Here is a 24,237-nt window from a genome sequence, read left to right on the forward strand (position 1 = left end):
TGTAGCGCGATAAATCGCGCCGCTACAGAAGCGTGCGGATATCCGTAGCGGCGCAATTTATTGCGCGTGGTTTGCATGATTTATTGCGTTAATTTGGTTAAAACCCGCTCAATACGATCTTGCCGCGTGCACGACCGCTCTCGATCAGCGCATGCGCTTTGCGCAAATTGGCGGCATTGATAATGCCGTGATGTTCGCCGGCGGTGGTTTGCAGCGTTTGGTCATCAATTAACTGGCTCACGCGCTGCAGAATCTCATGTTGGCGCTGCATATCGGCGGTATGGAACAGCGAACGGGTGAACATCAATTCCCAGTGCAGTGAAATCGCTTTGCGCTTGAGCGGCACCGCATCCAGCGTCTCAGGATCATCGATCAACGCCAGCTTGCCCTGCGGCGCGAGCGCATCAATCAGCTGATCGTAATAGCTGTCGGTATGCGTCAGCGAGGCGACATAGCGCACCTCTTTATGTCCAATCGCCGCCAGCTGTTCGCCCAGCGGTTGAGAATGATCAATCACATGGTGCGCACCGAGTGAACGCACCCAATCCGCCGTTTCCGGGCGGGAAGCGGTGCCGATCACCGTCAATTTGGTTAGCTTGCTGGCGAGTTGCGTCAATATGGAACCGACGCCGCCACCTGCGCCAATAATCAGCAGCGCGGCGTTGTCATCGGCTTGTACCTCAAGACGATCAAACAGCAGTTCCCACGCGGTCAGCGAGGTCAGCGGCAGCGCGGCGGCATCGGCGTCATTCAGTGAACGCGGTTTGTGCCCGGCGAGGCGTTCATCCACCAGGCCATATTCGGCATAGCTGCCGGCGCGCGTGATATCACCAGCATAAAACACCTCGTCGCCCGGCTGGAACAGCGTGACGTCTGCGCCCACTGCTTCCACCACGCCTACCGCATCCCAACCGAGAATGCGCGGCTGATCGGTTGGCGCACCGGCGCGCACTTTGGTGTCCACCGGATTCACCGCAATGGCGTGAATTTTTACCAGCAGATCGCGCGCGCCCGGCGTTGGCTTATCAACCTCAAGCTCATACAGCGCATTTTCATCGGAAATCGGTAAACCGTTTTGGCTATAAACAATGGCTTTCATCAGGCAGATCCTTATTCATCAGCAGGTTTGGTGAAGTAAATTCAGCATAGCGGTCCGCAGCGCAATGAAAAATGCCAGTTGCAGGTGAACACTTTCACTCTTAGAGTGAAAATCCCTGCTGACTACCATGATGAATAAGAAGATGATCCGACTGGAAGATGTCACTCTGTTTGTGCGTTCAGCCGCACTCGGCAGCTTTTCACGCGCGGCGCGCGAGGTGAATTTACTGCCCGGACAGGTCAGCGCGGCAATTCAGCGGCTGGAGCGGGAATTGGATCGCCGCTTGTTCGCCCGTTCTACCCGCAGCCTGCGCTTAACCGCCGAAGGGGAAAAGTATCTGCCCTTTGCGCAGGAGATGCTGGCGCTGATGCATGCCGGTGCCGAAAGCTTGCAGAGCGATGAAGATGCGCTGAGCGGCGAGCTAAAAATCGCGCTGCCGTCGGATATTGGTCGCAATATTTTGCTGCCGTTGATCACTGACTTTTGCCGCGCGCATCCGGCGCTGGCGGTGCGGCTCTCCTTTTCCGACCAGATCAGCGATGTGTTTCGCGATCCGGTGGATATCGCCATTCGCTACGGCAAGCTGGAAGACAGCAGCTACGTGGCGTTGCCGCTGGCGGAGGATAATCGCCGCGTGATGGTGGCGTCGCCGGATTATCTTGATCGTCACGGTCGCCCGCAACAGCTGGAGGATATCGGCCAGCACCATCATGGCCTGCTGTTTATGATGGGCGGCCACGTGTACGACAAATGGACCTTCCCGCAGGATGGCATGCGCCGCCAGATCACGGTGAAAAGCCGCATGCTGTGTGATGATGCCGAAGTGGCGCGCCGCTGGGCCATCGCCGGTATGGGCATCGCTTATAAATCGTGGATTGATGTCTATGACGATGTGCTGTCCGGCAGGCTGGAGCGCGTACTGCCGAAGATGCCGGGCGAAAGCACGCCGCTGCACCTTATCTGCCCGCATCGCAAACAGTTTTCCCCGGCGATCCGCGCGCTGCATGAGGTGCTGCGTACGCCGCTGCGTGCGTTAACCGCGAAGCTCACCCAGCATGAGTAGCGTCGCGATTTATCGTGCAGCTTAGTCATTGAACTTTGCGCGCTGCGTTGTAATTACTGTCACACAGGGGCCCGCATTTAGGTCGTTATGCTCGTCAGTTAAGACGTGAAAATCCTTAGTTACCGAGAGCTCACATTGTAGCGGCGCAATGCATTGCGCGATAAATCGCGCCGCTACGGAAGAAGCGGTGATTTGATACGGCGCTTAACTGAGCGGCATTACGCCATGAATGGCGACCTCATTACATCAACTTACCCTGGAAAATCGGCACCGATTCGAACAGATAGCCATCAAAGTCTGGCGCATCGGCATCGGATAACTCCAGCAGCGTGTTCTTGACGTTTTCCAGGTGCTGCCACATTGCCTGCCAGGAACCCATCACATCCCGGCGTCGCAGCGCGGCCAGAATGGTTTGATGATCGCCCAGCCACTTCAGGCGATAGGCGCGGGTTTCATACTGCGGTCGCAGTTGCTGCCAGAGCGGGCTGGCTTCGTGATGACGCCAGACGCTGGTCACCGTATCGAGCAACATCTGATTTTGCGTCGCGCCTGCCAGTAGCAGATGAAATAACTTGTCGTTATCCTGGCTGCTGTCGTTGAGTGCAATGGCGCGCTGCTCCTGCTCCAGCGTGCGGCGCAGGTTTTCAATATCGGCTTTGGTGGCCATTTTGGCGGCGAAGGCCGCGATGTTGCTCTCCAGCAGCTGACGCGCCTGCAACATCTCGAACGGGCCGACATCGCTGCGGAAAAAGGCCTCTTCCGCATCCTCGCTTTCCGAAGGAATGCGCATCACGTAAACGCCAGAACTTTGACGGATATCCACCGTGCCTTCCAGCTCCAGCATTAGCAACGCTTCACGCACAATGGTGCGGCTCACGCCCCAGGTTTCGGCCAACTGCCGCTCTGGCGGCAGTCGTGATCCAACCGGATAATGACCATCAAGGATTTGCTGACGCAGATGCTGACCAATTTCCTGATACTGCTTTTTCTCTTGTGGCGCTTCGGCTTTTTCCACGCTCTCACCCTTTTGCATCATGGTGCATTCGGCCCGGCCGCGTCCTGTGCGAGCCAAAGCCTGACTGCTATCTGGGCGCTAGTGTACCAAAGCAAGTGCCTGATCGAGTACCTTTGCACCATTCAACGTGCCGTAAGCCACGGTATCGATCACCGCAATCGGCAGTTGATAGCTGTCGGTCAGCTTTTTATTCTCCTCCAGCTTAAAGCGCACCTGCGGTCCCAAAAGCACCACCACCACGTCCTGACCGTAGTTTTGTAACTCTTCACGCAGGTTTTGTTCCGGAATAGCGTAGATCTGATACTCAAGACCGCGTGCTACCGCCTCTTTCTCAATGCGGGTGACTAACATCGAAGTCGACATGCCTGCCGCGCAGGCCAGAATAATGCGTTTCATTGGTGGTCCTTATTTGGCTTCATCGTCAATGTTGAGGGTCAATTGCTGGGTATCGCGCAACTGACGGAACCAGTGCGCGGATTTCTTCATCCGCCGCTGCCGCTGGTTGTCGAGGTCGATCTCGATCAGTCCGTAGCGGTTTTTGAAGGCGTTCATTGGTGAAACGTTGTCGGTGAACGCCCACAGCATATAGCCCTGACAGTTGCTGCCCGCTTCACGCGCACGTACCGCCTGGTAAAGATGTTCGGCAATAAAGTTGATGCGGTAGTCGTCCTGAATTTCGCCCTGCGCATCCTTAAACTGCGCTTCGTTCTCGATGCCCATGCCGCTCTCGGCTACGAACCACGGCAAATTGCCGTACTCCTGTTTCATGCGCTGCGCCATGTCGAAAACGATGCGTGGCTGAATCTCCCAGCCGCGCGAACTGTTCATGCGGCGGCCCGGCAGCTCAAAATGCTCGTAGTAAAAAGCGGGATGGAATGGCGTCTCCGCATGCCAGGCGCGTGATGGCGCTTTAACACGATGCGGATAGTAAAGATTGAGCCCCACTTCATCGACGGTGTTGGCGGCGATGATGGCCAGCTCTTCCTCGGTGACATCCCACTGCACCTCATGTTTATCCAGCAGTTGCAGCAGTTCCGCTGGATAGACGCCTTTGATCGCCGGATCGAGAAACACCCGGTTGTAAAACAGATCGTAGATTTTTGCGGCTTTAACATCGTGCGCCGCCGACGAGCGCGGATAGGTCACTTCCGGATTGAGAATGGTGCCCACCGTACCCGTATAACCTTGCTGGCGGAACAGCTTGACCACCTTCGCCGTGGCGAGATTTTTATGGTGATTCCACTGCATCCACTTATGGGTGTTCTGCTCATACGGCCAGCGCAGCGCATCAAGATAGACGCGCGTCTGCACCACAATCGGCTCATTGAAAACAAACCAGCGCGTCACTTTTCCGGCGTAGCGGGCAAACACCTTCTCGGCATAGCGAGTAAAAAGCTCAACCACATGTTTTGATTGCCAGCCGCCGTACTCTTCCAGCAACTGCAGCGGCAGTTCGTAATGTTCGAGGCACAACATCAGTTCAATGCCCTGACGCTGCATCTCATCAATCAACTGGTCGTAGTAGGCCGCGTACTCCTCGTCAACCACCGCGTTTTCATAGTCGGTGAGAAAACGCGACCAGTTGATCGAGGTGCGATAGTGCGTCAGCCCCGCCGCTTTCATCAGCGCCACGTCTTCGCGGAAGCGGTTGATAAAATCCGTTGCTACCGCCGGTCCATAGCCGTTATGCCAGACGTGGCGATCCTGCTGATACCAGGCATCCAGATACGAATCCTGGCCGGCTTTTTTGCCGCTCCAGCCTTCGGTTTGCCAGGCCGATGCCGCCGCGCCGAGAATAAAACCCTGCGGCAGCGCAATGGTGTGCTTACTCATAGATCCTCCTTAATTTTGTGCCAGTTCGGCCTGCAGATTTTTTGCTTCCGCCGCTTCGGCGCGACGCGCAGCCACTTTGACAAAAGGCAGATAAATCAACACCGAAACCACGATGCAGATGATTTGCGTCACCACCGCGCCCATCGAACCGGCGGTAGAAAGCCACGCATTGATGATCGGCGGCGTAGTCCAGGGAACCATCACCACCGCTTTACCGGCAAAGCCCATCACCGTGGCGAAATAGCCAATCGAACCGGTTACCAGCGGCGTGATGATGAAGGGAATGGCGAGAATGGGGTTAAGCATGATCGGCATACCAAAAATCACCGGCTCATTGATGTTGAATAAGCCAGGTCCGAACGACAGTTTGGCGATTTCACGCATCTCTTTGCGTTTGGTGGCGATCATCACGGCGGTTAACAGTCCGATAGTCAGACCGGAACCGCCGATGCTCATGTACACATCCCAGAATGGCATGGTGATGATGTTTGGCGCTTCCTTGCCCTGCTCGAAGGCGTTCATGTTGACCAGAATCGCCCCCAGCAGCAGCGGCTCACGAATCGGTTTCACCATCTGGTTGCCGTGAATACCAATTACCCAGAACAGCTGGGCAACAAACATCAGCAGCAGAATGCCCCACAAGCTCTGCACCACCGATTCCAGCGGCTGCTGCACCACTTTGTACACTGCGTCGTACAGGTACATGCCGCTGATCTGATGGAAGATAAAGCCAAAGGTGGCGACCAGCGTGACGGTGATGATCGACGGAATCAGCGCAGAAAATGACGCGGCAACGTTCGGCGGCACGGTATCCGGCATTTTGATTTTCAGCCGTTCAACCTGCTCCAGCCGGCAGTAAATCTCCACCGACAGAATGGCGATAAACATGCCGAGGAACAGACTTTTGGTATCGGAGAACTGTTTTGCCAGCACATCGGTTACCACGTGCATCTGGCCATCCACCAGCATTTGCAGCGTGGTGGGCGTCACCGAGATGAAGCAGATGATCGCCAGCAGGCCGGGAAACAGCGTTTTAATGCCGTTAATGCGGCCCAGTTCGATACCAATCAGAAACACCGCGCCGATATTCAGAAAGCTCAGCGTGGCGTAGTTAATGCTGCTGGTGATCGGTTTCAGATCGGCGAGAAACGACAGCGCAGAGAAACTGGCGAGACCATTTTTCGGGTCCAGCACCATGTTGGAAATCAGCACCGAAAACGCGCCGACGATGATCACCGGCATCAGCGTAATAAACGAGGCTTTGATCGCCATGATGTAGCGGTAGCTGTTGAATCGCGTGGCAAAGCTACCCAGTGAATCGATAAGACGTTCCTGTAGAGACATTGGTCAACCCTCAGCGGTTTTAGGTGTTATGCATCAGCTTGATGGTTCGTGGCATACCAAAATGGCGATAATCGCCGTTAATTTCTGTGATCATGCTCGCGGAACTTCTTTTTGGTATTCCGGTAGCATCGTTATTACCAATTTGGCATACCAATAAGTGAGGCGGATATGGGTTTTGAACAAACGATGATGGAGTTGCTGATTAATGCCGGTGAGGCGCGATCGCAAGCCATGATGGCGATCCAGCAAGCGCGTAAAGCTGACTGGCAAGGGGCGGACGAGGCTTTAGCGGCATCCGACGAGGCCGCGAAAGCCGCGCATAAAATCCAGACCGCGTTAATTGGTGCCGATGAAGGCAGCGGCAAAGTGCCGGTCACGCTGATTTTGGTGCATGCGCAGGATCATCTGATGACGGCGATGCTGTGCCGCGATTTGGCAGGCGAGTTGGTGCTGTTGCGGAAGGAGTTGCACGGGAAGTAAGGGTGCAGCAAGGATGAATAGTTAAACCATTCTGGAAGAATGCAGCTTCTGGCGATATAACATTGGTTCACTTCCGCCATCGCAGAGGAACCTATGGCGCTGTCACATGAACTGATTCTGATCTACACCACCTATTTCGTCGCGACCGCCAGTCCCGGCCCGAGCAATATGGCGATTATGGGTACGGCGATGAAACAGGGACGCGGCGCGGCGCTGGCATTAGCGAGCGGCGTGATTGGCGGTTCAATGATGTGGGCGCTTCTGGCGGCTTGCGGGGTTCTCACCGTGCTGGCCACCTTTGCGCAACTGCTGATTGTGCTGAAGATTGGCGGCGGATTGTATCTGCTGTGGCTGGCGTTCAAAGCAGGGAAATCGGCGCTGCGTCGGCCAGATGCCAGTGAATTCGCACCGGTCAGCGAAAAAGCGCGCTTCGGCAGAATGTTTCGTCAGGGCATTTTGATGCACGTCGGCAATCCTAAAGCGATTTTGACGTGGGTAGCGATCATGTCGGTGGCGTTAAAACCGGGTGCGGCGGCATCAACCTTGCCGATGATTGTTGCAGGCTGCGCGGCAATTTGTGTGCTGGTGTTTGGCGGTTACGCGCTGCTGTTTTCCACTGCGGTGATGACGGCTTTCTACCGCCGCATCCGTCGTGGGCTGGATGCGCTGCTGGCTTGCTGCTTCACAGTTGCGGGATTGAAGCTGGTGTTTAGCCGGAGTTGATGTGGGCAGGTCGCCATCAATGGCGACCTGAAAAAACCATACTGGTGCGCATTTGTGCGCACCCATACATCAGGAATTATTCGGCGGCGTGGCGTCGGTTTCGCTGAACGCGGGCTTCTGGCGCGTTACAGAATAGACCACGTTTTTCGGGCTGTTCGGATCGGTGGTGACATCCACGGATGCGATGGTCACTTTGCCAAAACCAAACAGCGTCTGCACGTAACCACCAATCTGGTGTTTACCTGGCGCAACACGAATTTCTCGTTTTTCACCCTTCTTCAGCAACCCCGCATCCTGACCATCTACCGTCACATAGACAGAAGAACCGTCATCGGTACGCGTCACCAGGTGCGAAACGTTAATCACCGTTGGGCCGGTCTCGAATGGAGAAGGCGAATCATTATTGTCGATTGGCGCGCCGGTTGCAGGCTGAGCGGCGGACGCGTCCGCAGTCGCAGTGCTGTCATGAGATGTACCAGTAACGGCGGCAAGGCGGGCGCAGCCGGTGAGCATGATTGTTGCCATCAAAGTGGCTAAAGTGAAGCGCGATAACATCGTGACGAAAAACCCCTGCTAAATGAGAAGCGCGTATTTTAACGTGACTTGCAGAGTGATGACAGTCACACAAATACAGTATTTTCCGAAAACCGCTTAATAAATACCTGGCTGAAAAGCGCGTCGCACGGAATGCGAAACGAAACGGCGGCCACGCAGGCCGCCGGAGGGAATTACCAGCTGTAGCTGACGGAAGCCACAATGGTGCGACCGCTGCCGTAGAAGCAGGCGCTTTCATTACTGCATGATGCCACGTAGTGCTTATCCGCGAGATTATTGACGTTGAGCTGCAGCGTGGTGCCACGCAGCGAGTTCGCCGCTTCGCCCAGCTCATACTTCGCCATCGCATCATACAGCGTGTAGTGCGGTACTTTATCGACGCCAATTTCATCCGCTGGCGCGGTGCCGGTATAACGCACGCCGCTGCCCAGCGTAAAGCCGCTCAGCACGCCATCGAGGAAGGTATAGCTGCCCCACGCCGACGCCGCATGACGCGGAATGCTCGACGGTGAATGGCCGATGCGCTGCGTGATGCTGCTCTCTTTGGTCACCGCATCGGTGTAGGTATAGGCCGCTAACAGTTTGATCTCTGGCGTAATCTGCGCATGCGCTTCGGTTTCGATGCCTTTCGAACGCACTTTACCAATCTGCTCGTTATAACCGGTCACGCTGTTATAAGCAGTGATATTTTTCTGCGTGATATCAAACGCTGACACGGTAAACACCGCATCCCAACCTACCGGCTGATACTTCACGCCCACTTCGGTCTGTTCGCCGGTGGTCGGTTTAAAAGGATCGGTGCCTGGCGCGCCGCTGTTGAGGTTTGGCTCGAACGAGGTGCTGTAGCTGACGTACGGTGAAATGCCGTTATCGAATGCATAAAGCAGACCCGCGCGGCCAGTGAACTTGTTGTCATTCTGCTGGGTTTGGCTGTCGTCGGTGCGATCCTGCGTGCGCACTTCGCTCCAGTCGTGACGTCCGGAGAGCAGCAGGTTCCACTGATTCCACTCCAGCTGATCCTGCAGATAAACACCCACCTGATCGAGCTTCTTGCGCGTGCTGGTAGTGAGTGTCAAATCGCTCTCGTTGATGCTGATGCGCGTCGGATTCGCCCAGTCGAGGATGTACTGATCGCCGCTGTCGCGCCACAGTTTGTTATCGACGTCGCTCCACTTGTAATCGAGCCCGCCGAGCACGGTGTGCGCGATGTTGCCGGTTTCAAAGGTGGCTTTCAGCTGGTTATCAAGACCCAACTCTTTCGACTTGATCTTGTCATGCTGTGGACGACGATTGATGGAGTGATCGTTATCGGCATCAAAGGTATACACCAGATATTTGTACGATTCGTCCATGTTGCTGTAGCGCAGATTCTGCGTGAAGCTGATGTTATCGCTTAAATTGTGCTCGAAGATATAGCCGATCGAAGTCTGTTCGCGCTTGGCTTCGTTGAAGCTCGGATCGCTGACGTTGAAATCGTAAGGGATAAACCCAGCGCTGCTCTCTTTCAACGTACCGCTGGCCGGCAGGAAGTTACGGTATCCCGCTTTCGGCTCGTTCTGATACATCGTCAGCAGCGTAAAGCTGGTGTCCGCGTTTGGCAGCCAGGTTATCGCTGGCGCAATCGCCATGCGCTGCTGTTTATTGTCCTTAACGAACTCATGTTTGGTGCTGGCAATACCGTTCAGGCGGTAAAACAGCGTGTTGTCATCATTCAGCTTGCCGCCAAAATCAAACGCCGCTTCACCCAAATGCTGATTGCCGGTGCTGAGCTGTACTTTGTGAATGCTCTGCGCGGTCGGGCGCTTGCTGGTCATGGCCACGATACCGCCCGGATTCACCTGGCCGTACAGCACAGAAGCTGGGCCGTGGATCATCTCTACGCGCTCCAGCAACCAGGGATCGATCTGCCCCGCTGCGCCCGCCTGGCCGGATAAACCGTAGCTCAGGCCATCAAGGAATTTTGGCGCGTAGCGGAAACCGCGCGCGATGATCTCATCATTACGGTTGGAGTTACCGCGATAGTTGGTCAACACGCCGCTGCTGTAGCTCAGCGCATCCGCAACGGAGGCCGCAGCCTGATCGTCCATCTGCTCGCGGGTAATCACCGAAATGGATTGTGGGGTTTTGCGCAGCGGCGTCGCGGTTTTGGTGCCTGCCGCGCTCTCTTTCGCCACGTAGCCCTGCAGCGGCGAAGTCACGCTTTCACGCGTGTCGGCGTTGACGGTAAGGGTCTCTTCGGCGGCCACGCTGAAGGCGGCCGGAGCCACTAACAGAATTGAGGCCAGAGAAAGGTACAGAGGATTGAATCTGAACTGCCGTGCCACAGCAGGTATTGCTGAATTTTTAGCGTTAACGGACATAGTTGCCATCTCTATTTCAAACTGCCTTGTAAATGAAATAATCCGTTCAGTCGCCCTCGCCTAACGACAATGGCCGTAACGGATTGAAATATTAATCTCTTGCGTTATTGACGGTCCTAATTTCCCTGCGTGACGTCCTTCACAAAATAATCCACTGAAATTACGAAGGTTTATCAGGAACGAAAAATCATATTGCAAATGTAAATCGTTATCAATAGCATTTGCATTAGCTTTGGTTAAGTAAAGACAGTGAACAAAATGTGGAGATGGGTTGCAGGATGTTTCAAACAAGCGCAGAAAATACAACGCAGACGTGGTTGCCCGCCGGGACAGTTGCGCAATGGTTGCAGCAGGCCGAAGTAGGAAGCGAAAGCTGGTGGCAGCGGCTTTACGCGGTCGGTACGCCGCTGGTGGAGCGAGACGAAAGCGGCCAAACGACCATGCACTTCTTCTGGCGCGATCCCGAAGGACATTCCGCACGTTCTTCCACTAAACGGGTTTATGTCGATATTAATGGCGTCACCGATCACCACAGCGAAGCGCCAGAAAGTCTGGTGCGCGTCGGCGACAGCAACGTCTGGCATTGGTCGACTGCCATTGAATCTGACTGGCGCGGCAGTTATAGCCTGATCCCCGCCACCGCGCAGCAGTTACCGCCGCTGTTTTGTGGCGATGATGCCGACTGCCGCGCGCTGCAGCGTAAGTGGTGGATCTCGCTGATACCGCTGGCAATCCCCGACAAATTCAATCCCACGCCGCCGTTTCTCAGCAGCCGCCGTTTTGCGCTGAGCAACGCGCACATGCCGGATGCGCCGGATCAATCGGCCTGGCGCGCGCTGGATGCCGGCATGGCGGAAACCTGGCCGGATACGCTGCAAACCCTGCAGTGGCACAGCGCGTTGCTCAACGTCACACGCAACGTCTGGCTTTATAGCACCGGAACAACCGCTCAGCCCGAACAGCGTCCGCTGGCAATCCTGCTCGATGGACAAAACTGGGTCTACGGTCAACCGATTTTCAGCGCGCTGGATCAGGTCACCGCCGATGGCGCACTGCCGCCCGCCTGCTGGCTGTTTATCGATGTTATCGACAGCCAGCACCGCGAAGCCGAACTGCCGTGCAATGAAACCTTCTGGCAGGCGGTGCAACAGGAACTGTTGCCGCTGGCACGCCAGCACGCGGCCTTTAGTAGCGACGCCGACCGCACGCTGGTGGCCGGGCAAAGCTATGGCGGACTCGCCGCGCTCTATGCCGGATTGCACTGGCCGCAGCGTTTTGGCCGCATTCTTACGCAATCCGGCTCCTTCTGGTGGCCGCATCTGCAATACATCCGCGACTACGCCAACCGCGAGCAGCACGCGCCCGGCTTGCTACTGGAGCAGCTGCAACAGGGCGACTTACCGCCGGGCAAGCTGAAGATTTTCCAGGAAGTGGGCGATCGCGAGGCGGACATGGTGTACGTCAACCAGCAGATCGTCCCGGCGCTACAGGCCGCAGGCCATGAATTACATTTTCGCCGCTTCGCCGGAGGGCACGATGCGTTGTGCTGGCGTGGCGGTTTGATCGACGGCTGCCGCTGGCTGCTGGCCGATTTTCTCTCCCCTACATCAACCTCTGAAGGTAACCACCATGTCTGAACAACAGAATCCGTTTGATAACGACGCGCTCGATTTTTTTGTGCTGCTTAACGCGCGCCAGCAATACAGCCTGTGGCCCGCTTTTGCTCCGGTTCCGGCAGGTTGGCATAACGTGGCCGGACCGCTGACGCGCAGCGCTGCCATTGAGTTTATCGAAGCAAACTGGCACGACATGCGGCCAGCGACGCAACAGACGTCGTCTACCGCGCATTAAATTTTTTTAACTTTCTCTTTTTTAAATTGTTTTTCTCGACAGGAATTGTCCTTTGGCATCGCTAAACAACTATTCTCCAGCCTATCCACTCGTCGCGGCGCAGCCCGGCATCTGGATCGCTGACAGCATTGCGCAGCAGCGCAATCAATTTACCGTGGCGCACTACAGCGTGCTGCACGGCGACATCAATCGCGCGGCGCTGGACAGCGCTATTCAGCAGGCAATGGCGGAAGCCGATACCGTGCAGGCACGCTTCGGCCTGGACGAACAGGGCAATCCGGCGCAGTGGTTTGGTGCACAAGCGCCGGTCGCGCCGGAATGGCATGATTTCAGCCAGCGCGGCGATGCCAGCAGCCAGGCGCACAAACTGATGCAGGCCGATCTCGCTGCCGATCTGCCCGCCGACGGCGACAAACCGCTCTATCGTCATGCGCTGATGCGCATCGGCGACGGCAGCTGGCTGTGGTATCAGCGCTATCACCATTTGCTGGTGGATGGCTTCAGCTTTGAAGCGTTAACTCAACGCGTCGCAGCGATCTACGCCGCCCTTTGCGCCGGCGAAGCGCCCGCGCCCTCGCCGTTTACCCCGTTCACCACGGTGATTGACGAGATTCAGCAGTGGCAGGATTCGTCGGCTTTTGCCCGCTCCGCTAGCCACTGGCAAAGTTACGCAGCGGATTTGCCGGAAACCCTGACGCTTGCCAGTGAAAACGTCAGCGATCCCGGCGATCGCCCGATCAGCTGTCAGGTAACGCTGCCGCAACTGACCACGCTGCGTCAGCAGCATCCACTCGCCGACAGCAGCGAAGGCGATATCGTCAGCGCGCTGTTGGTGGCCTATCTGGCACGCTTCAGCAACAGCCAACGTTTGTCGATTGGCTTCCCGTTTATGCGCCGCATGGGTTCGGCGGCAATTTCTACCCTCGGCCCGGTGGTCAACGTGTTGCCGCTGATTTTCAGCGTCAGCGATGAGATGACCTTGCCGATGCTGGTGCAGCAGGTGCAAGGCGAAATCCGCAAAGCGCGCCGTCATCAGCGTTATGAAGCTGAACAGCTGCGCCGCGATCTTGGTCTGGTCGGCAGCAGCCAGGCGCTGTATGGCCCGGTGATTAACGTCAAGGTTTACCACGACGATCTGCAATTCGATGGCCATGCAGCCACAACGCACACGCTGGCGATGGGCCCGGTCGACGATCTCGAGTTTGAAGTTGGCTTCCGCGCTGGCGCATTGCAGCTGACGCTGGTGGCAAACCCCAGCCGCTACGATGCGCACACGCTACAACGTCACGCCGAGCGCATCAGCCACGTGCTCACGCAATTCGCGGCGGATGGCGACACGCAAATCGGCGCGCTGTCATTGCTGGCGCCAAAGGAACAGATCGATCTGCAACGCTGGTCGACCGGACCAACCATCGTGCCGCCCGCCGATACCCACACCATCGTCGATATCCTGCTGCAAGCCGCTGAGCACTACGGCGAGCAAACCGCGGTAGTGTGCGGCGAACGCAGCTTGAGCTATCGCCAGTTAGCCGATCGCGCGATGCAACTGGCGCATCTGCTGATCTCACGCGGTTTACAAGCAGACGACGTGGTGGCGATTGGCATTCCGCGCTCGGTGGATTCGCTGGTAGCGATGTTCGGCGTGCTGGCGAGCGGCGCGGCCTATATGCCGCTCGATCTCGACTATCCGCGCGAACGCCTGGTGCTGATGTGCGATGACGCGCAGCCGAAGCTGCTGCTGACGCACTCCAGTACGCTGGCGCAAATGCCAGAGTTGCCGCATCTGCTGATTGATCAGATTGCGTTGAGCACCCTTTCCACCGCACGACCCGATACCCAACTGTGCGGCGACGATCTGGCCTACATGATCTACACCTCAGGATCGACCGGCCGCCCGAAAGGCGTGATGAGCACCCATCAAGGGTTGCTCAATCTGTTCCTGTCGCACCGCGAGCATCTGTTTGGCCCGGCGATTGCGCGCTTTAGCGCCAGCAGCCCGCGCCGCATGCGCGCCGGTCACACTGCTTCCTTCTCGTTCGATTCCTCATGGGAACCGCTGTTTTGCATGCTGATGGGCTGCGAGCTGAATATCTTCGACGAAGAGCTGCGCCGCGATGCGTGGGGCCTGATTCAGCAGATGAACGCGGTGCCGGTCGATTTGCTGGATATCACGCCGTCATTCTTCTCGCAGATGATCGACAGCGGCCTGCTGGAAGCCGACAACCATCGTCCCTCCTTTGTGATGATTGGCGGTGAAGCGGCCACGCCAACGCTGTGGAAGCTGATGCAGCAACAGCAGCAGATGGAGATCCACAACTATTACGGCCCATCGGAATACACCATCGATACGCTCGGGGCCAGCGTTATGGCGTCACCGCAGCCGGTGATTGGTCGTCCGGTGGGCAACAGCGAAGTCTATCTGCTGGATAACCAACTGCGTCAGGTGCCGATTGGTTCTGCTGGCGAGCTGTATATCGCCGGAACCGGCATCGCGCGCGGTTATCTGCGTCGTCCCGATCTCACCAGCGGACGCTTTGTCGCTAACCCCTTCCGCGACGGCGATGTGATGTACCGCAGCGGCGACCTGATGCGCTGGCGTCAGGATGGACAGCTGGCGTTTATTGGCCGTACCGATCACCAGATTAAAGTGCGCGGCTTCCGCGTTGAACTCGGCGAGGTTGAAAACGCGCTTGTGGCGCTGCCGGAAGTCAGCACCGCCGTGGTGATCGCCGAAGTGATGGGCGCCACGCATCGCCTGATTGGTTACTGCTCGGTGCAGGATGACGCGCTGCGCGCCGATGCCGATCTCAACGCCCGTTTGCTGGCGCAACTGGCCACGCAGCTGCCGGATTACATGGTGCCTGCGGTGCTGATGGTGCTGGACGAATTGCCGCTCAACGTTAACGGCAAGATTGATCGTCAGGCGTTGCCAAAGCCGCAACAGGCGCAGCAAAGTCAAAGTCGCGCCGCCAGCACGCCGCAGGAGCAGCTGATTTGCCACGCGATTGCCAGTCTGCTGGGGCTGGAGAGCGTTGGCGCGGAAGATGATTTCTTCGCGCTCGGCGGCGACAGCATCTCAGCAATGGGGCTCAGCACCGCCGCCCGTCGCGCTGGCTATCTGTTGCGTCCACGCGAAATCTTTGCCGAACGTACCGCCGCCCGCATGGCGCGGGGTTTGCAGCCGCTGGCGCAGCACAACACCGGCGCGCGCGTGGCGCAACAGGGCGCGATTGGCGGCTTGCCGATTCTGCACTGGTTCAACGCCCAGGCGGGCATCAATGCGCGCTTTGCTCACGGCGTGCTGCTGTCGGTGCCGCCGCAGTTGCAGCTCGTTCAGTTGGAACAACTGATCGATCAGCTGGCGCAGGCGCATCCGGCGCTCAACGCCTTTACGCGCGGCGATCAGCTGATTGTCGGCGAAGCGCTGACGACGCGCCCTGCCCGCGTGCGTGCGCTGGAGGTGCAGGACCGCGACCGCGCAGCGGAACGGGCGTTTAGCGAAGATGCTGAGGCGCTCGACCCGACTAAAGGCGCGCTGCTGCACGCCACGCTGCTGCAGCAAGATGGCGCCAGCTGTGGGCTGGTGCTGACGCTGCATCACCTGATTGTCGATGGCGTCTCGTGGCGCGTATTGCTGGAAGAATTGCAACAGGCTGGGGACGCGCTGCTCAATAACACGCCGCTGGTGATCCCTGCCGAGGAAACCTCACTGCACGACTGGTCTGCCGCGCTGCTGGCGAACCTTGCGGCGCGCGCCAGCGAGTTACCGTTCTGGCAACAGATGCTGGCGGAACCGCTGCCGCTTGTCGGTCAACGGGCGATTCAGTCCGGCGATCGCCAACAGCATCAACGCACGCTGCTGGATGCATCAACCACGCACGCGCTGCTCAACACGTTGCCGCAGCACTATCGCGCCACCAGCGAAGAGCTGCTGCTGACCTTGTTGACCCTCGCTCTGCGCCAGCTCAACGGCAGCGCACAGCAGCGCGTCACGCTGGAATCGCATGGACGTGCCGAACTGCATGCGCAGCAGGATCTGGCGCGCACCGTCGGCTGGCTGACGTCCGAATTCCCGCTGCTGCTGCCGTTGCCAGAAAATCCACATGCGCCGCTCAATGAGTGCGTACGCGCGGTGAAAGCGGTACTGCGTGCGGTGCCGGATCGCGGTATTGGCTACGGGCAGCTGCGCTGGCTCGATGCGCATCGCGGCGTGACGCTGGAAAAATTGGCAGCGCAACATGCGCCGCAGGTGCTGTTTAACTACCTCGGGCGCTTTACACCGCGCAGCGGTGACTGGACGCCACAGCGCACCGCGCAACAGTTCCGTGACACTTTCGCGGTATTACAGGATGACGCGCTGCCGCTGCAGCACGCGCTGGAACTCAACGTCTTCGTTGAGGAGCAGCCACATGCGGCGCAGCTGGCGCTGAACTGGAGCTGGGCGGACGGCGTGCTCAACGCCGAAGCGATTGCCGATTTACATCGGGCAATGGCGGCTGCCGCGCAGGCGCTGATCGCGCTGGCCCAACAGCAACCGCAGCACGCCGCCCACACGCTGGTGGCCGCCGAGGTGGCGCTGGAAGGCGTCGATGACGCGCTGCTGCAACAGCTGCATGCGCGTCACGGTGCGTTTAGCCATGCGCTGCCGCTGTTGCAGCTGCAGAAAGGTTTGCTGTTCCACGCGCAAACCACCGCGCAGCAAGGCAGCTATAACTCGTTAACCCGCCTGACGCTGAGCGGCGATATCAGCCCCGCAGCGGTACAAACCGCGCTCGACGCGGTGTTGCAGCGTCATCCGCAGCTGGCGGCGCGCTTCGACGCCGAACTCAGCCTGCAACCGCTGCAGCTGATACCGGAAGGCGAATTGCACTGGCCGCTGACGCTGCTTCAGTTGGGCGAGGAAGAGAACATTCAGGCGTTGGAACATCAGGCGCTGGCGCAGGATCTGTTTAGCCAGCCAATCATGCTGCACGCCACGCTGATCGCCCATCGCGATGGCGCACGCTGGACGCTGCTGCTCAACGCGCATCACTTGGTGGTGGATGGTTGGTCAACGCCGGTGATCCTCAACGATCTGCTCAGCGCGCTGCGCCAGCAGATCTTGCCCGCGCACAGCAGCAGCTACGCCGACATCGTGCGTCAGCTCAGCCAGCGCGACAGCCATGAAGCGCGTCAGCAGTGGCAAGCTTGCCTGAAAGACGTGCGTCCGACGCTGCTCTATCCGCAGGCCGCCGACAGTGCGGTTAAGGAAAAGCGCATTACGCTGGATGCCACGCTGGAGCGGGAACTCTATGCGCTATGCCGGGCGCGCGGCTTAACCCTGAACACCGTGATGCAGGGATTGTGGGGCTTGCTGCTGTCGGTCGCCAGCGGCCAGCAAGACGTGGTGTTTGGTGCGCCGGTTTCTGGCCGTTTTGGTCAGATTGACGGCATCGATCAACACGTTGGCCTGTTCAGCAACACGCTGCCGGTGCGCGTGCGCTTCGATCATCAGCGTCCGTTACTGGCGCAGCTCGCCGATCATCAGGCGCAGCAAATCCAGCTGATTGAGCAGGATTGCCTCGGCCTCGCCGAGATTCAGCAATGTGTCGGCGCCGGTACGCTGTTCGATACCTTGCTGGTGGTGGAGAACTATCCGGACAACCAAACGCTGCTGGATGCCAACGCCACCGTGCGCTGCGAAGCGATCCATAATCGCGGTTACACGCACTATCCGCTGACGCTGCTGGTGCTGCCGGGCGAACAGCTGACGCTGCTGATAGAGTATCGCGACTGCGTTAGCGAGCCGGAACGTCTGGCCGAGCGGCTGTTATTGCTGTTGCAACAGCTGGTCAGCACGCCGGATCTGCCGCTGACGCAGTGGAAGTTGCAAACGCTGGCCGAGCAATCGCTGCTCGCCTGGGTGAATAACACCGGCGTGCAGCTGGAGAATGAAACCCTGCAACAGGCGATTGCCCAGCAGGCGGCGCGCACGCCGGACGCGCTGGCGCTAATGGATGTCGATCATCGTCTGAGCTACGGCGAAATGCAGCGTCAGGCCGCGCTGCTGGCGGATCGTCTGATTGAAGCGGGCGTGATGCCGGGCGATATCGTCGCCGTGGCGCTGCCGCGCTCGGTGCGTCTCAGCATTGCGCTCACTGCCATTCTGCAGGCGGGCGCGGCCTATTTGCCGCTGGATATCGGTTATCCCGATGAACGTCTGGCTTATATGGTGGAAGATGCGCGGCCGTGGGTGCTGATCACCGAATCCGCGCTGGAAACCCGCTTTGCCACGTTTGGCACGCTGATGATGTTTGATGGTTTAGCCGGTGAACACATTCAGCCGCGCCATCCTTTGCCGCAGGCGGATGCCAATCGCCCGGCTTACGTGCTTTACACCTCGGGCTCGACCGGTAAACCAAAAGGCGTGGTGGTGAATCAGCGCGCCATCGTCAATCGCCTGCGCTGGATGCAGGCCAGCTACCCGCTGCGCGCCGACGATGTAGTGTTGCAGAAGACGCCGTGCAGCTTTGATGTTTCGGTGTGGGAGTTTTTCTGGCCGCTGATGACCGGTGCGCAGCTGATGATGGCGCCGCCGGAAGCGCACCGCGATCCGCAGGCGCTGTGGCAGCTGATCGACGATTATCGCGTGACCACCCTGCACTTCGTGCCCTCGATGTTAGCGGCCTTTGTCGGCCATCTCGCCGCGCAAACCGATCGGGCTTGCCCAACGCTGCGCCGCGTATTCTGCAGCGGTGAAGCGCTGGCGTGCGACCTGGCGCGCAGCTATCAGGAGATGATCGCCGCGCCGCTGCACAATCTGTATGGCCCAACCGAAGCCGCCGTCGATGTCACCTGGCAACCGGCCAGCGGCAGCGCGCTGGAAGGCCTTAACGGGCCGGGCGTGCCGATTGGTCGTCCGGTGTGGAACACGCAGCTGCATATTCTCGATAGCCTGCTGCGACCGGTACCGGTTGGCGTGCCGGGCGATCTCTATCTCAGCGGCGTGCAGTTGGCCGATGGCTATTTGCATCGCGCTGATCTTACGTCACAGCGCTTTGTCGCCGCGCCGTTTGCCGAAGGCGAGCGCATGTATCGCACCGGCGATATCGCCAGCTGGCGCGCCGACGGCGCGGTGGAGTATCTCGGCCGCAGCGACGATCAGCTAAAAATGCGTGGACAACGTATCGAGCCGGGCGAAATCGAACAGGCGCTAGTGGCGCTGCCGGGCGTGGCGCAGGCGGTGGTGGCGGCGCGCGCGCTGACGCAGCACGCCACGCCGGGCGTCGATAACCGTCAGCTGCTCGGCTGGCTGGTGGCCGAAACGGGCGTGGCGCTGGATATCGACGCGGTGAAGCAGCAGCTCGGCGAACGTCTGCCGGCGCATATGCAGCCGGTCAGCTATCTGCTGCTCGACCATCTGCCGCTCAGCGCCAACGGCAAGCTGGATCGTAAAGCGCTGCCGGTGCCGCAGCTCAGCGCGCGCAGCGGCCGCCTGCCGCACAGCGCCAACGAGCGTTTGCTGGCGGATCTGTTCCAGCAGCTGCTTGGTTGCGACAGCGTGTTTGCCGATGACGACTTCTTCGCGCTCGGTGGGCATTCGCTGCTGGCGATGCGTCTGGCGGCGGAACTGCGTCGTCGTGAGGTGCCGCCGCTCAGCGTCGGGCAGATCATCGCCGCGCGCAGCGTGGATAAGCTGGCGGCGCTGCTTGACGGCGGTGCCAACAGTGAAAGCGGTGGCAACGGCGAACTGCTGCCGCTGCGCGCCGGTCACGGCCCGACGCTGTTCTGCATCCATCCGGCATCCGGCTTCGCCTGGCAGTACAGCGCCCTGCTGCACTATCTCGACGGCGACTTCCCGATTGTCGGCCTGCAATCGCCGCGGCCAAACGGCGTGATTGCTGCCTGTCACAGCGTGGAGGCGATGTGCGAACGCCATCTGCAGGCGATTCGCCAGCAGCAGCCGAGCGGTCCGTATTTCCTGCTCGGCTATTCACTCGGCGGCACGCTGGCGCAAGGCATTGCGTCACGTTTGCAGGCGCAGGGTGAAACGGTGGCATTCCTCGGCCTGCTGGATACCTATCCGGCAGAAGGTCAGGACTGGCGCACGCCGGATGCCGATGAAGCGGAACAGGAAGTGGCGCGTGAGCAAGCCGAGTTTATAGCTGCGACCGAAGATGAGCGCGATCCGCTACTGCGTGAAGAGAAGGCGGCGATGTTTAGCACCATCGTCGCGAACTACAAAGACGCCGTCGCACGCCTGGCTGAAGCGCGAACGCCGCGCTATGCCGGCCACGCCACGCTGTTTATGGCCGAGAAAACGCTGCCGCCGGAGATGGATGTGCGCGCCAGTTGGGCACCGTTCGTTGATGAATTGACGATCTTCCCGCTGGATTGCGAACACGCCGATATTCTTTCAGCAGATTCGTTGCAGGTGCTGGGACCGTTGATAAACCGTTTGTTAGCTCGGCGTTAATTAAGGCACATACCGTAGCGGCGCGATTCATCGCGTTTTGACAAAAAACGCGCAATAAGTTGCGCCGCTACGGGTGATGCAAATGTGATTCACCGTTGGAGATTTATGGCTAAGCCCTCGATATTCCTAGATTTCAGTTTGCTTAAAAACAATGCATCGTTCCGCGCGATATTCTGCGCGCGCATGCTCTCGGTATTCGCCCTTGGCATGCTGGCGGTTGGCGTGCCGGTGCAAATTCAGGCGATGACCGGCTCCACGTTGCAGGTTGGCGTGGCGGTAATGCTCGATGGCATCGGCATGTTCGTCGGCCTGCTGCTCGGCGGCGTGCTGGCCGATCGCTACGATCGCCGCAAACTAATCCTGTTCGCGCGCGGCACCTGCGGCATCGGCTTTGTGCTGCTCAGCCTCAACGCCTTCAGCCCAGCACCTTCGTTGCTGGCGCTCTACTTCCTCGCCTTCTGGGATGGCTTCTTTGGCGCGCTCGGCATGACTGCGCTAATGGCAGTGATCCCGCTAATCGTCGGACGTGAACATCTGGCGGAAGCCGGTGCGCTCAGTATGCTAACGGTGCGCCTCGGCGCGATTTTGTCGCCCGCGCTCGGCGGCATGATCATCGTTGCGGCGGGTGTCGGGTGGGCGTTTGCGGTCGCCGCGATTGGTACGCTAGCAACGCTGATTCCGCTGGTGCGTTTACCGTCGATGAAGCCCGAACAACAGGAGCCGGAGCATCCGCTGCGCGCGCTGGCGAGCGGCATGCAGTTTGTCTGCCAGCATAAAGTGGTGGGCGCGGTGGTGCTGGTTGGCTTGCTGCTCAGCATGGTTGGCGCGGTGCGTATTCTGTTCCCGGCGCTGGCGATCACCTATCACGCCGATGCATCCGCATTAGGATTGATGTACTCGGCGGTGCCGCTGGGTGCGATGATCGGTGCCTTTACCAGCGGCTGGGTGCGGCAGTTAACGCGCCCGGGATGGGTGCTGATGGGTTGTGCGCTACTGGCATTTGCCTGTATCGCCTCACTCGGTCTTTACAGTCATCTGATGCCCGCGCTGCTGGCGCTGGTGTGTTACGGCTACAGCAACGCCATCGCCTCGCTATTGCAGTTTATGCTGACGCAGCACCACACGCCGGATGCGCTGCTGGGACGCGTCAACAGCCTCGGCACCGCGCAGGATGTGACCGGCGATTCGGTCGGTGCATTGGGTTTAGGCGCGCTGGCACGTGTGCTGGCACCGTTGAGCAGCGTGCTGTGGTTTGGCGGATTGGCGGCGGGATTGCTGGTGCTGTTGTCGCTGGCGGCGCGCGGCCTGCGCTCGGCGCGTATCAGTGAACAACCGGACGCGCCGCAGCCCGCCACCGCAGAGGCTTAACGGGTAAACTGCCGCTCGATGCTGCTGAGCATATTGCTGGCGCTGTAGTAATCGAGACGAAAAGTATCGTTACCTACGGCAAAGATGTCGTGCTGCTGTACCGCCGGCAGATGGGCGAGGAATGGATTCTTCGCCACCTGCGGCACGGTTTTCTCATCAGCGGCGAACAGCAATAGCGTGTTGCCGGTGATGCCATCGGCCATGTTTTCGCCATTCAGCTGAATAATGTCATTGCGCTTACCCATGCTGGTGCTGCCCTGAAAACTGGCAGGCGGCGCGGCCAGCGTAAAGCCCAAATCCTGTAATAGCGCGCCCTGCGCCGATGCTGGCGTCCACAAGTTCATTCCGCGTCCATCTTCGTAATAGACCAGCGCAGAGGTCGGCTGCGGCGGCAGCGTAATCTTGTGACGCACTGCTTCGACTCGTTGGTCGAATGCTGCGATCACCTTATTGGCATCAGCTTCATGGCCGGTAATCTCGCCCAGCTGCAGGGTCAATGCCTGCCAGCTCTTATCGCCATAGTCGATCACTAACACCGGCGCGATGGTTTGCAGCTGATCGTAGAGGCGCAGCGCCGAATCGCCGCCGGTGGCGGCAATCACGATCAAATCCGGCGCTTCGGCGGCAATCGCTTCGGCATTCGGCTGTGAAATATAGAGCGGTTTAACCTGACGCGCTTTGGCCACCGCGCTCCATTGCGTAAAAAAGCCCTGCGCATCCGATACGCTGCTATTGCGACTGGTGGCGCCGGAGCCAACCAGCGGCGCGTTAATTGCCAGCAAAGTGCCACTCAGCGTAACGCTGGTCGAGACAATGCGCTGCGGCGGCTGTTGCAGCGTGAAGGGGCCTTTCGGTGTGGCGATAGTGCGCGGCCAGGTTGCGTTGGCGTGAACATGGGTGCAGATGAAAAACAGGCTAAGCAGCAGAGAAAGAGCGGGGAAACGCATCAGGTTGTCCATCACTTGATAATTGAGAATAAATATCATTATCAAAAATAAGTGCGGGTGCAAGGGAAATTGTAAACGGATGCCCTCACCCTAACCCTCTCCCGCAGGCGGGAGAGGGAATAATTAGGTGGAGAGAATGGTTAGGTGGGCGCGGCCGGCTCCTTCTCCTGCGCGCGGGAGAAGGCTGGGGTGAGGGGCAAATCGCACCAACCTACAACGAATAACGCGCCATCGGCGCTACAGCCTTAATCACACCATTACCCTTCATATACTCACCAAACGCCTGATAGCGCGCCTGATCAAACGCCGCGCTGTGCGCGGCGAAATATGGCAACGTGGCCTGCCACGCCTGGTGATTGAGCGGCGTATTCAGCTCGGGATATTTTTCGATAAACGCCTGCCACGCTTCCTGCGGATGCGCGCGTAGCCACGCCACGCCGGCATCCAGGCCACGTAAAAACGCCGGAATGCGTTTGTCCTGCGCGGCAGTTTTCTGGTTTGCCAGGATGATCAACTCATCATAAGCAGGCACGCCGTAATCTTCCGGCTTGAACACCGTGGGCTGCGCGCCTTTGTCTTTCAGATCCAGCAGCTCATAGTTGCGGAAAATGGTCATCGCGCCATCAATCTTGTGCGTCAGCAACGCGGAGGTGCCATCCATATTCAGGTTGATGAGCTTCACCGAGTCGGCATCAACGCCCTGCGAAGTCAGCATATTGCGGATCGCCACATCTTCGGTGCCCGGCACCGCGTAGCCGATGGTTTTGCCAGCGAAATCCTTCAGCGAGTGAATATCGTCTGACACCGTGGTCAGCGTATTCAGCGGCTGATTAATCAACGTGCCGACGCGGATCACTGGCACCTCTTTATCCACCAGCGTGTAGAGCTGCGGCTGGTAGCTTACGGCGAGATCGACTTTGCCCGCCGCCAGCAGCAGCGGCACGGACGCGGAATCGGCGGGCGCGATCATCTCCACATCCAGCCCCTCTTTCTTAAACGCGCCGCTGTGCTGGGCAGCAAAAATCGCCGCGTGATTGGGGTTGATAAACCAGTCAAGCAGCAGGCGAACTTTCTCCGCCGCCTGCACGTTAGCGGTCGCCAGCAGCAGCAACGCCGTCAATGCCATTCGTAGGGTTTTCACGGT

General features: G+C 58.7%; 16 protein-coding genes. 7 read left to right on the forward strand and 9 right to left on the reverse strand.

The window, feature by feature from the left end:
* Positions 1–97: 97 nt before the first annotated feature.
* Positions 98–1,099 carry a zinc-binding alcohol dehydrogenase family protein gene (locus PO881_RS20600; protein ID WP_192413224.1) on the reverse strand — a complete coding sequence of 334 codons (1,002 nt, stop codon included), beginning with the start codon at positions 1,097–1,099 and terminating at the stop codon, positions 98–100.
* Between the two features lie 142 nt (positions 1,100–1,241).
* On the opposite strand from PO881_RS20600, the gene PO881_RS20605 reads away from it, so the two are divergent.
* Positions 1,242–2,162 (forward strand): LysR family transcriptional regulator, encoded by a 921-nt coding sequence (locus PO881_RS20605; protein ID WP_280173327.1) that lies wholly within the window; start codon positions 1,242–1,244, stop codon positions 2,160–2,162.
* Positions 2,163–2,403: 241 nt separating this feature from the next.
* Here the strand turns inward: PO881_RS20605 and PO881_RS20610 are convergent, their stop codons facing one another.
* From PO881_RS20610 to PO881_RS20625, 4 genes are all read right to left on the reverse strand, one after another.
* Positions 2,404–3,177, reverse strand: a complete 774-nt coding sequence (locus PO881_RS20610; protein ID WP_036650080.1) for an FCD domain-containing protein — start codon at positions 3,175–3,177, stop codon at positions 2,404–2,406.
* A gap of 78 nt (positions 3,178–3,255) precedes the next feature.
* On the reverse strand, positions 3,256–3,573 hold the full coding sequence (locus PO881_RS20615) for a PTS sugar transporter subunit IIB (protein WP_008110135.1): 318 nt from the start codon (positions 3,571–3,573) through the stop codon (positions 3,256–3,258).
* Between the two features lie 9 nt (positions 3,574–3,582).
* Entirely contained in the window at positions 3,583–5,010 is a 1,428-nt protein-coding gene (locus PO881_RS20620) for a glycoside hydrolase family 1 protein (protein ID WP_280173219.1), read from the reverse strand.
* 9 nt (positions 5,011–5,019) lie between these two features.
* Positions 5,020–6,354: a PTS transporter subunit EIIC gene (locus PO881_RS20625; RefSeq protein WP_222234279.1), complete on the reverse strand. Its 1,335-nt coding sequence runs from the start codon at positions 6,352–6,354 to the stop codon at positions 5,020–5,022.
* Between the two features lie 168 nt (positions 6,355–6,522).
* Here PO881_RS20625 and PO881_RS20630 point away from each other — a divergent pair, with 168 nt between their 5' ends.
* A complete protein-coding gene (locus PO881_RS20630; RefSeq protein ID WP_280173220.1) occupies positions 6,523–6,834 on the forward strand; it encodes a PTS lactose/cellobiose transporter subunit IIA in 312 nt (103 codons plus the stop codon).
* A gap of 93 nt (positions 6,835–6,927) precedes the next feature.
* Positions 6,928–7,557, forward strand: a complete 630-nt coding sequence (locus tag PO881_RS20635; RefSeq protein ID WP_280173221.1) for a LysE family translocator — start codon at positions 6,928–6,930, stop codon at positions 7,555–7,557.
* A 69-nt stretch (positions 7,558–7,626) separates the two neighbouring features.
* On the opposite strand, the gene PO881_RS20640 is transcribed toward PO881_RS20635, so the two are convergent.
* Complete coding sequence (locus PO881_RS20640) at positions 7,627–8,112, reverse strand: hypothetical protein (protein ID WP_101761737.1); 486 nt, start codon at positions 8,110–8,112, stop codon at positions 7,627–7,629.
* A 173-nt stretch (positions 8,113–8,285) separates the two neighbouring features.
* Positions 8,286–10,472 carry a TonB-dependent siderophore receptor gene (locus tag PO881_RS20645; RefSeq protein WP_280173222.1) on the reverse strand — a complete coding sequence of 729 codons (2,187 nt, stop codon included), beginning with the start codon at positions 10,470–10,472 and terminating at the stop codon, positions 8,286–8,288.
* 278 nt (positions 10,473–10,750) lie between these two features.
* On the opposite strand from PO881_RS20645, the gene fes reads away from it, so the two are divergent.
* From fes to entS, 4 genes are all read left to right on the forward strand, one after another.
* The gene (gene fes, locus PO881_RS20650; protein WP_280173223.1) at positions 10,751–12,109 is read left to right on the forward strand and encodes an enterochelin esterase; all 1,359 of its coding nucleotides are present in this window, start codon (positions 10,751–10,753) and stop codon (positions 12,107–12,109) included.
* A complete protein-coding gene (locus PO881_RS20655) occupies positions 12,102–12,323 on the forward strand; it encodes an MbtH family protein (RefSeq protein ID WP_110866731.1) in 222 nt (73 codons plus the stop codon). Before fes ends, PO881_RS20655 begins: the two co-directional genes overlap by 8 nt.
* Before the next feature lie 52 nt (positions 12,324–12,375).
* Positions 12,376–20,778: a non-ribosomal peptide synthetase gene (locus PO881_RS20660; RefSeq protein WP_280173224.1), complete on the forward strand. Its 8,403-nt coding sequence runs from the start codon at positions 12,376–12,378 to the stop codon at positions 20,776–20,778.
* 105 nt (positions 20,779–20,883) lie between these two features.
* Positions 20,884–22,146 (forward strand): enterobactin transporter EntS, encoded by a 1,263-nt coding sequence (gene entS, locus PO881_RS20665; RefSeq protein ID WP_192413238.1) that lies wholly within the window; start codon positions 20,884–20,886, stop codon positions 22,144–22,146.
* Here entS and fepB read toward each other — a convergent pair.
* Both fepB and PO881_RS20675 read right to left on the reverse strand, forming a co-directional pair.
* Positions 22,143–23,093, reverse strand: coding sequence for a Fe2+-enterobactin ABC transporter substrate-binding protein (gene fepB / locus PO881_RS20670; protein ID WP_192413240.1), 951 nt, complete (start codon positions 23,091–23,093; stop codon positions 22,143–22,145). The two genes, entS and fepB, sit on opposite strands and share 4 nt — an antisense overlap.
* Positions 23,094–23,304: 211 nt before the next feature.
* Positions 23,305–24,234: an ABC transporter substrate-binding protein gene (locus tag PO881_RS20675; RefSeq protein ID WP_192413242.1), complete on the reverse strand. Its 930-nt coding sequence runs from the start codon at positions 24,232–24,234 to the stop codon at positions 23,305–23,307.
* Between the last annotated feature and the right edge of the window lie 3 nt (positions 24,235–24,237).

Origin of the sequence: Pantoea sp. SS70, assembly GCF_029866845.1 — a bacterium.
Classification (GTDB): Bacteria; Pseudomonadota; Gammaproteobacteria; order Enterobacterales; family Enterobacteriaceae; genus Pantoea; species Pantoea leporis.

Bases quoted from the DNA above. Each gene is read 5' to 3' on its own strand.
- PO881_RS20615 (WP_008110135.1), bottom strand. From the start codon at position 3,573: ATGAAACGCATTATTCTGGCCTGCGCGGCAGGCATGTCGACTTCGATG.
- entS (WP_192413238.1), top strand. From the start codon at position 20,884: ATGGCTAAGCCCTCGATATTCCTAGATTTCAGTTTGCTTAAAAACAAT.
- PO881_RS20625 (WP_222234279.1), bottom strand. From the start codon at position 6,354: ATGTCTCTACAGGAACGTCTTATCGATTCACTGGGTAGCTTTGCCACG.
- PO881_RS20600 (WP_192413224.1), bottom strand. From the start codon at position 1,099: ATGAAAGCCATTGTTTATAGCCAAAACGGTTTACCGATTTCCGATGAA.
- PO881_RS20630 (WP_280173220.1), top strand. From the start codon at position 6,523: ATGGGTTTTGAACAAACGATGATGGAGTTGCTGATTAATGCCGGTGAG.
- PO881_RS20640 (WP_101761737.1), bottom strand. From the start codon at position 8,112: ATGTTATCGCGCTTCACTTTAGCCACTTTGATGGCAACAATCATGCTC.
- PO881_RS20635 (WP_280173221.1), top strand. From the start codon at position 6,928: ATGGCGCTGTCACATGAACTGATTCTGATCTACACCACCTATTTCGTC.
- fes (WP_280173223.1), top strand. From the start codon at position 10,751: ATGTTTCAAACAAGCGCAGAAAATACAACGCAGACGTGGTTGCCCGCC.
- PO881_RS20645 (WP_280173222.1), bottom strand. From the start codon at position 10,472: ATGTCCGTTAACGCTAAAAATTCAGCAATACCTGCTGTGGCACGGCAG.
- PO881_RS20620 (WP_280173219.1), bottom strand. From the start codon at position 5,010: ATGAGTAAGCACACCATTGCGCTGCCGCAGGGTTTTATTCTCGGCGCG.
- PO881_RS20655 (WP_110866731.1), top strand. From the start codon at position 12,102: ATGTCTGAACAACAGAATCCGTTTGATAACGACGCGCTCGATTTTTTT.
- fepB (WP_192413240.1), bottom strand. From the start codon at position 23,093: ATGCGTTTCCCCGCTCTTTCTCTGCTGCTTAGCCTGTTTTTCATCTGC.
- PO881_RS20605 (WP_280173327.1), top strand. From the start codon at position 1,242: ATGATCCGACTGGAAGATGTCACTCTGTTTGTGCGTTCAGCCGCACTC.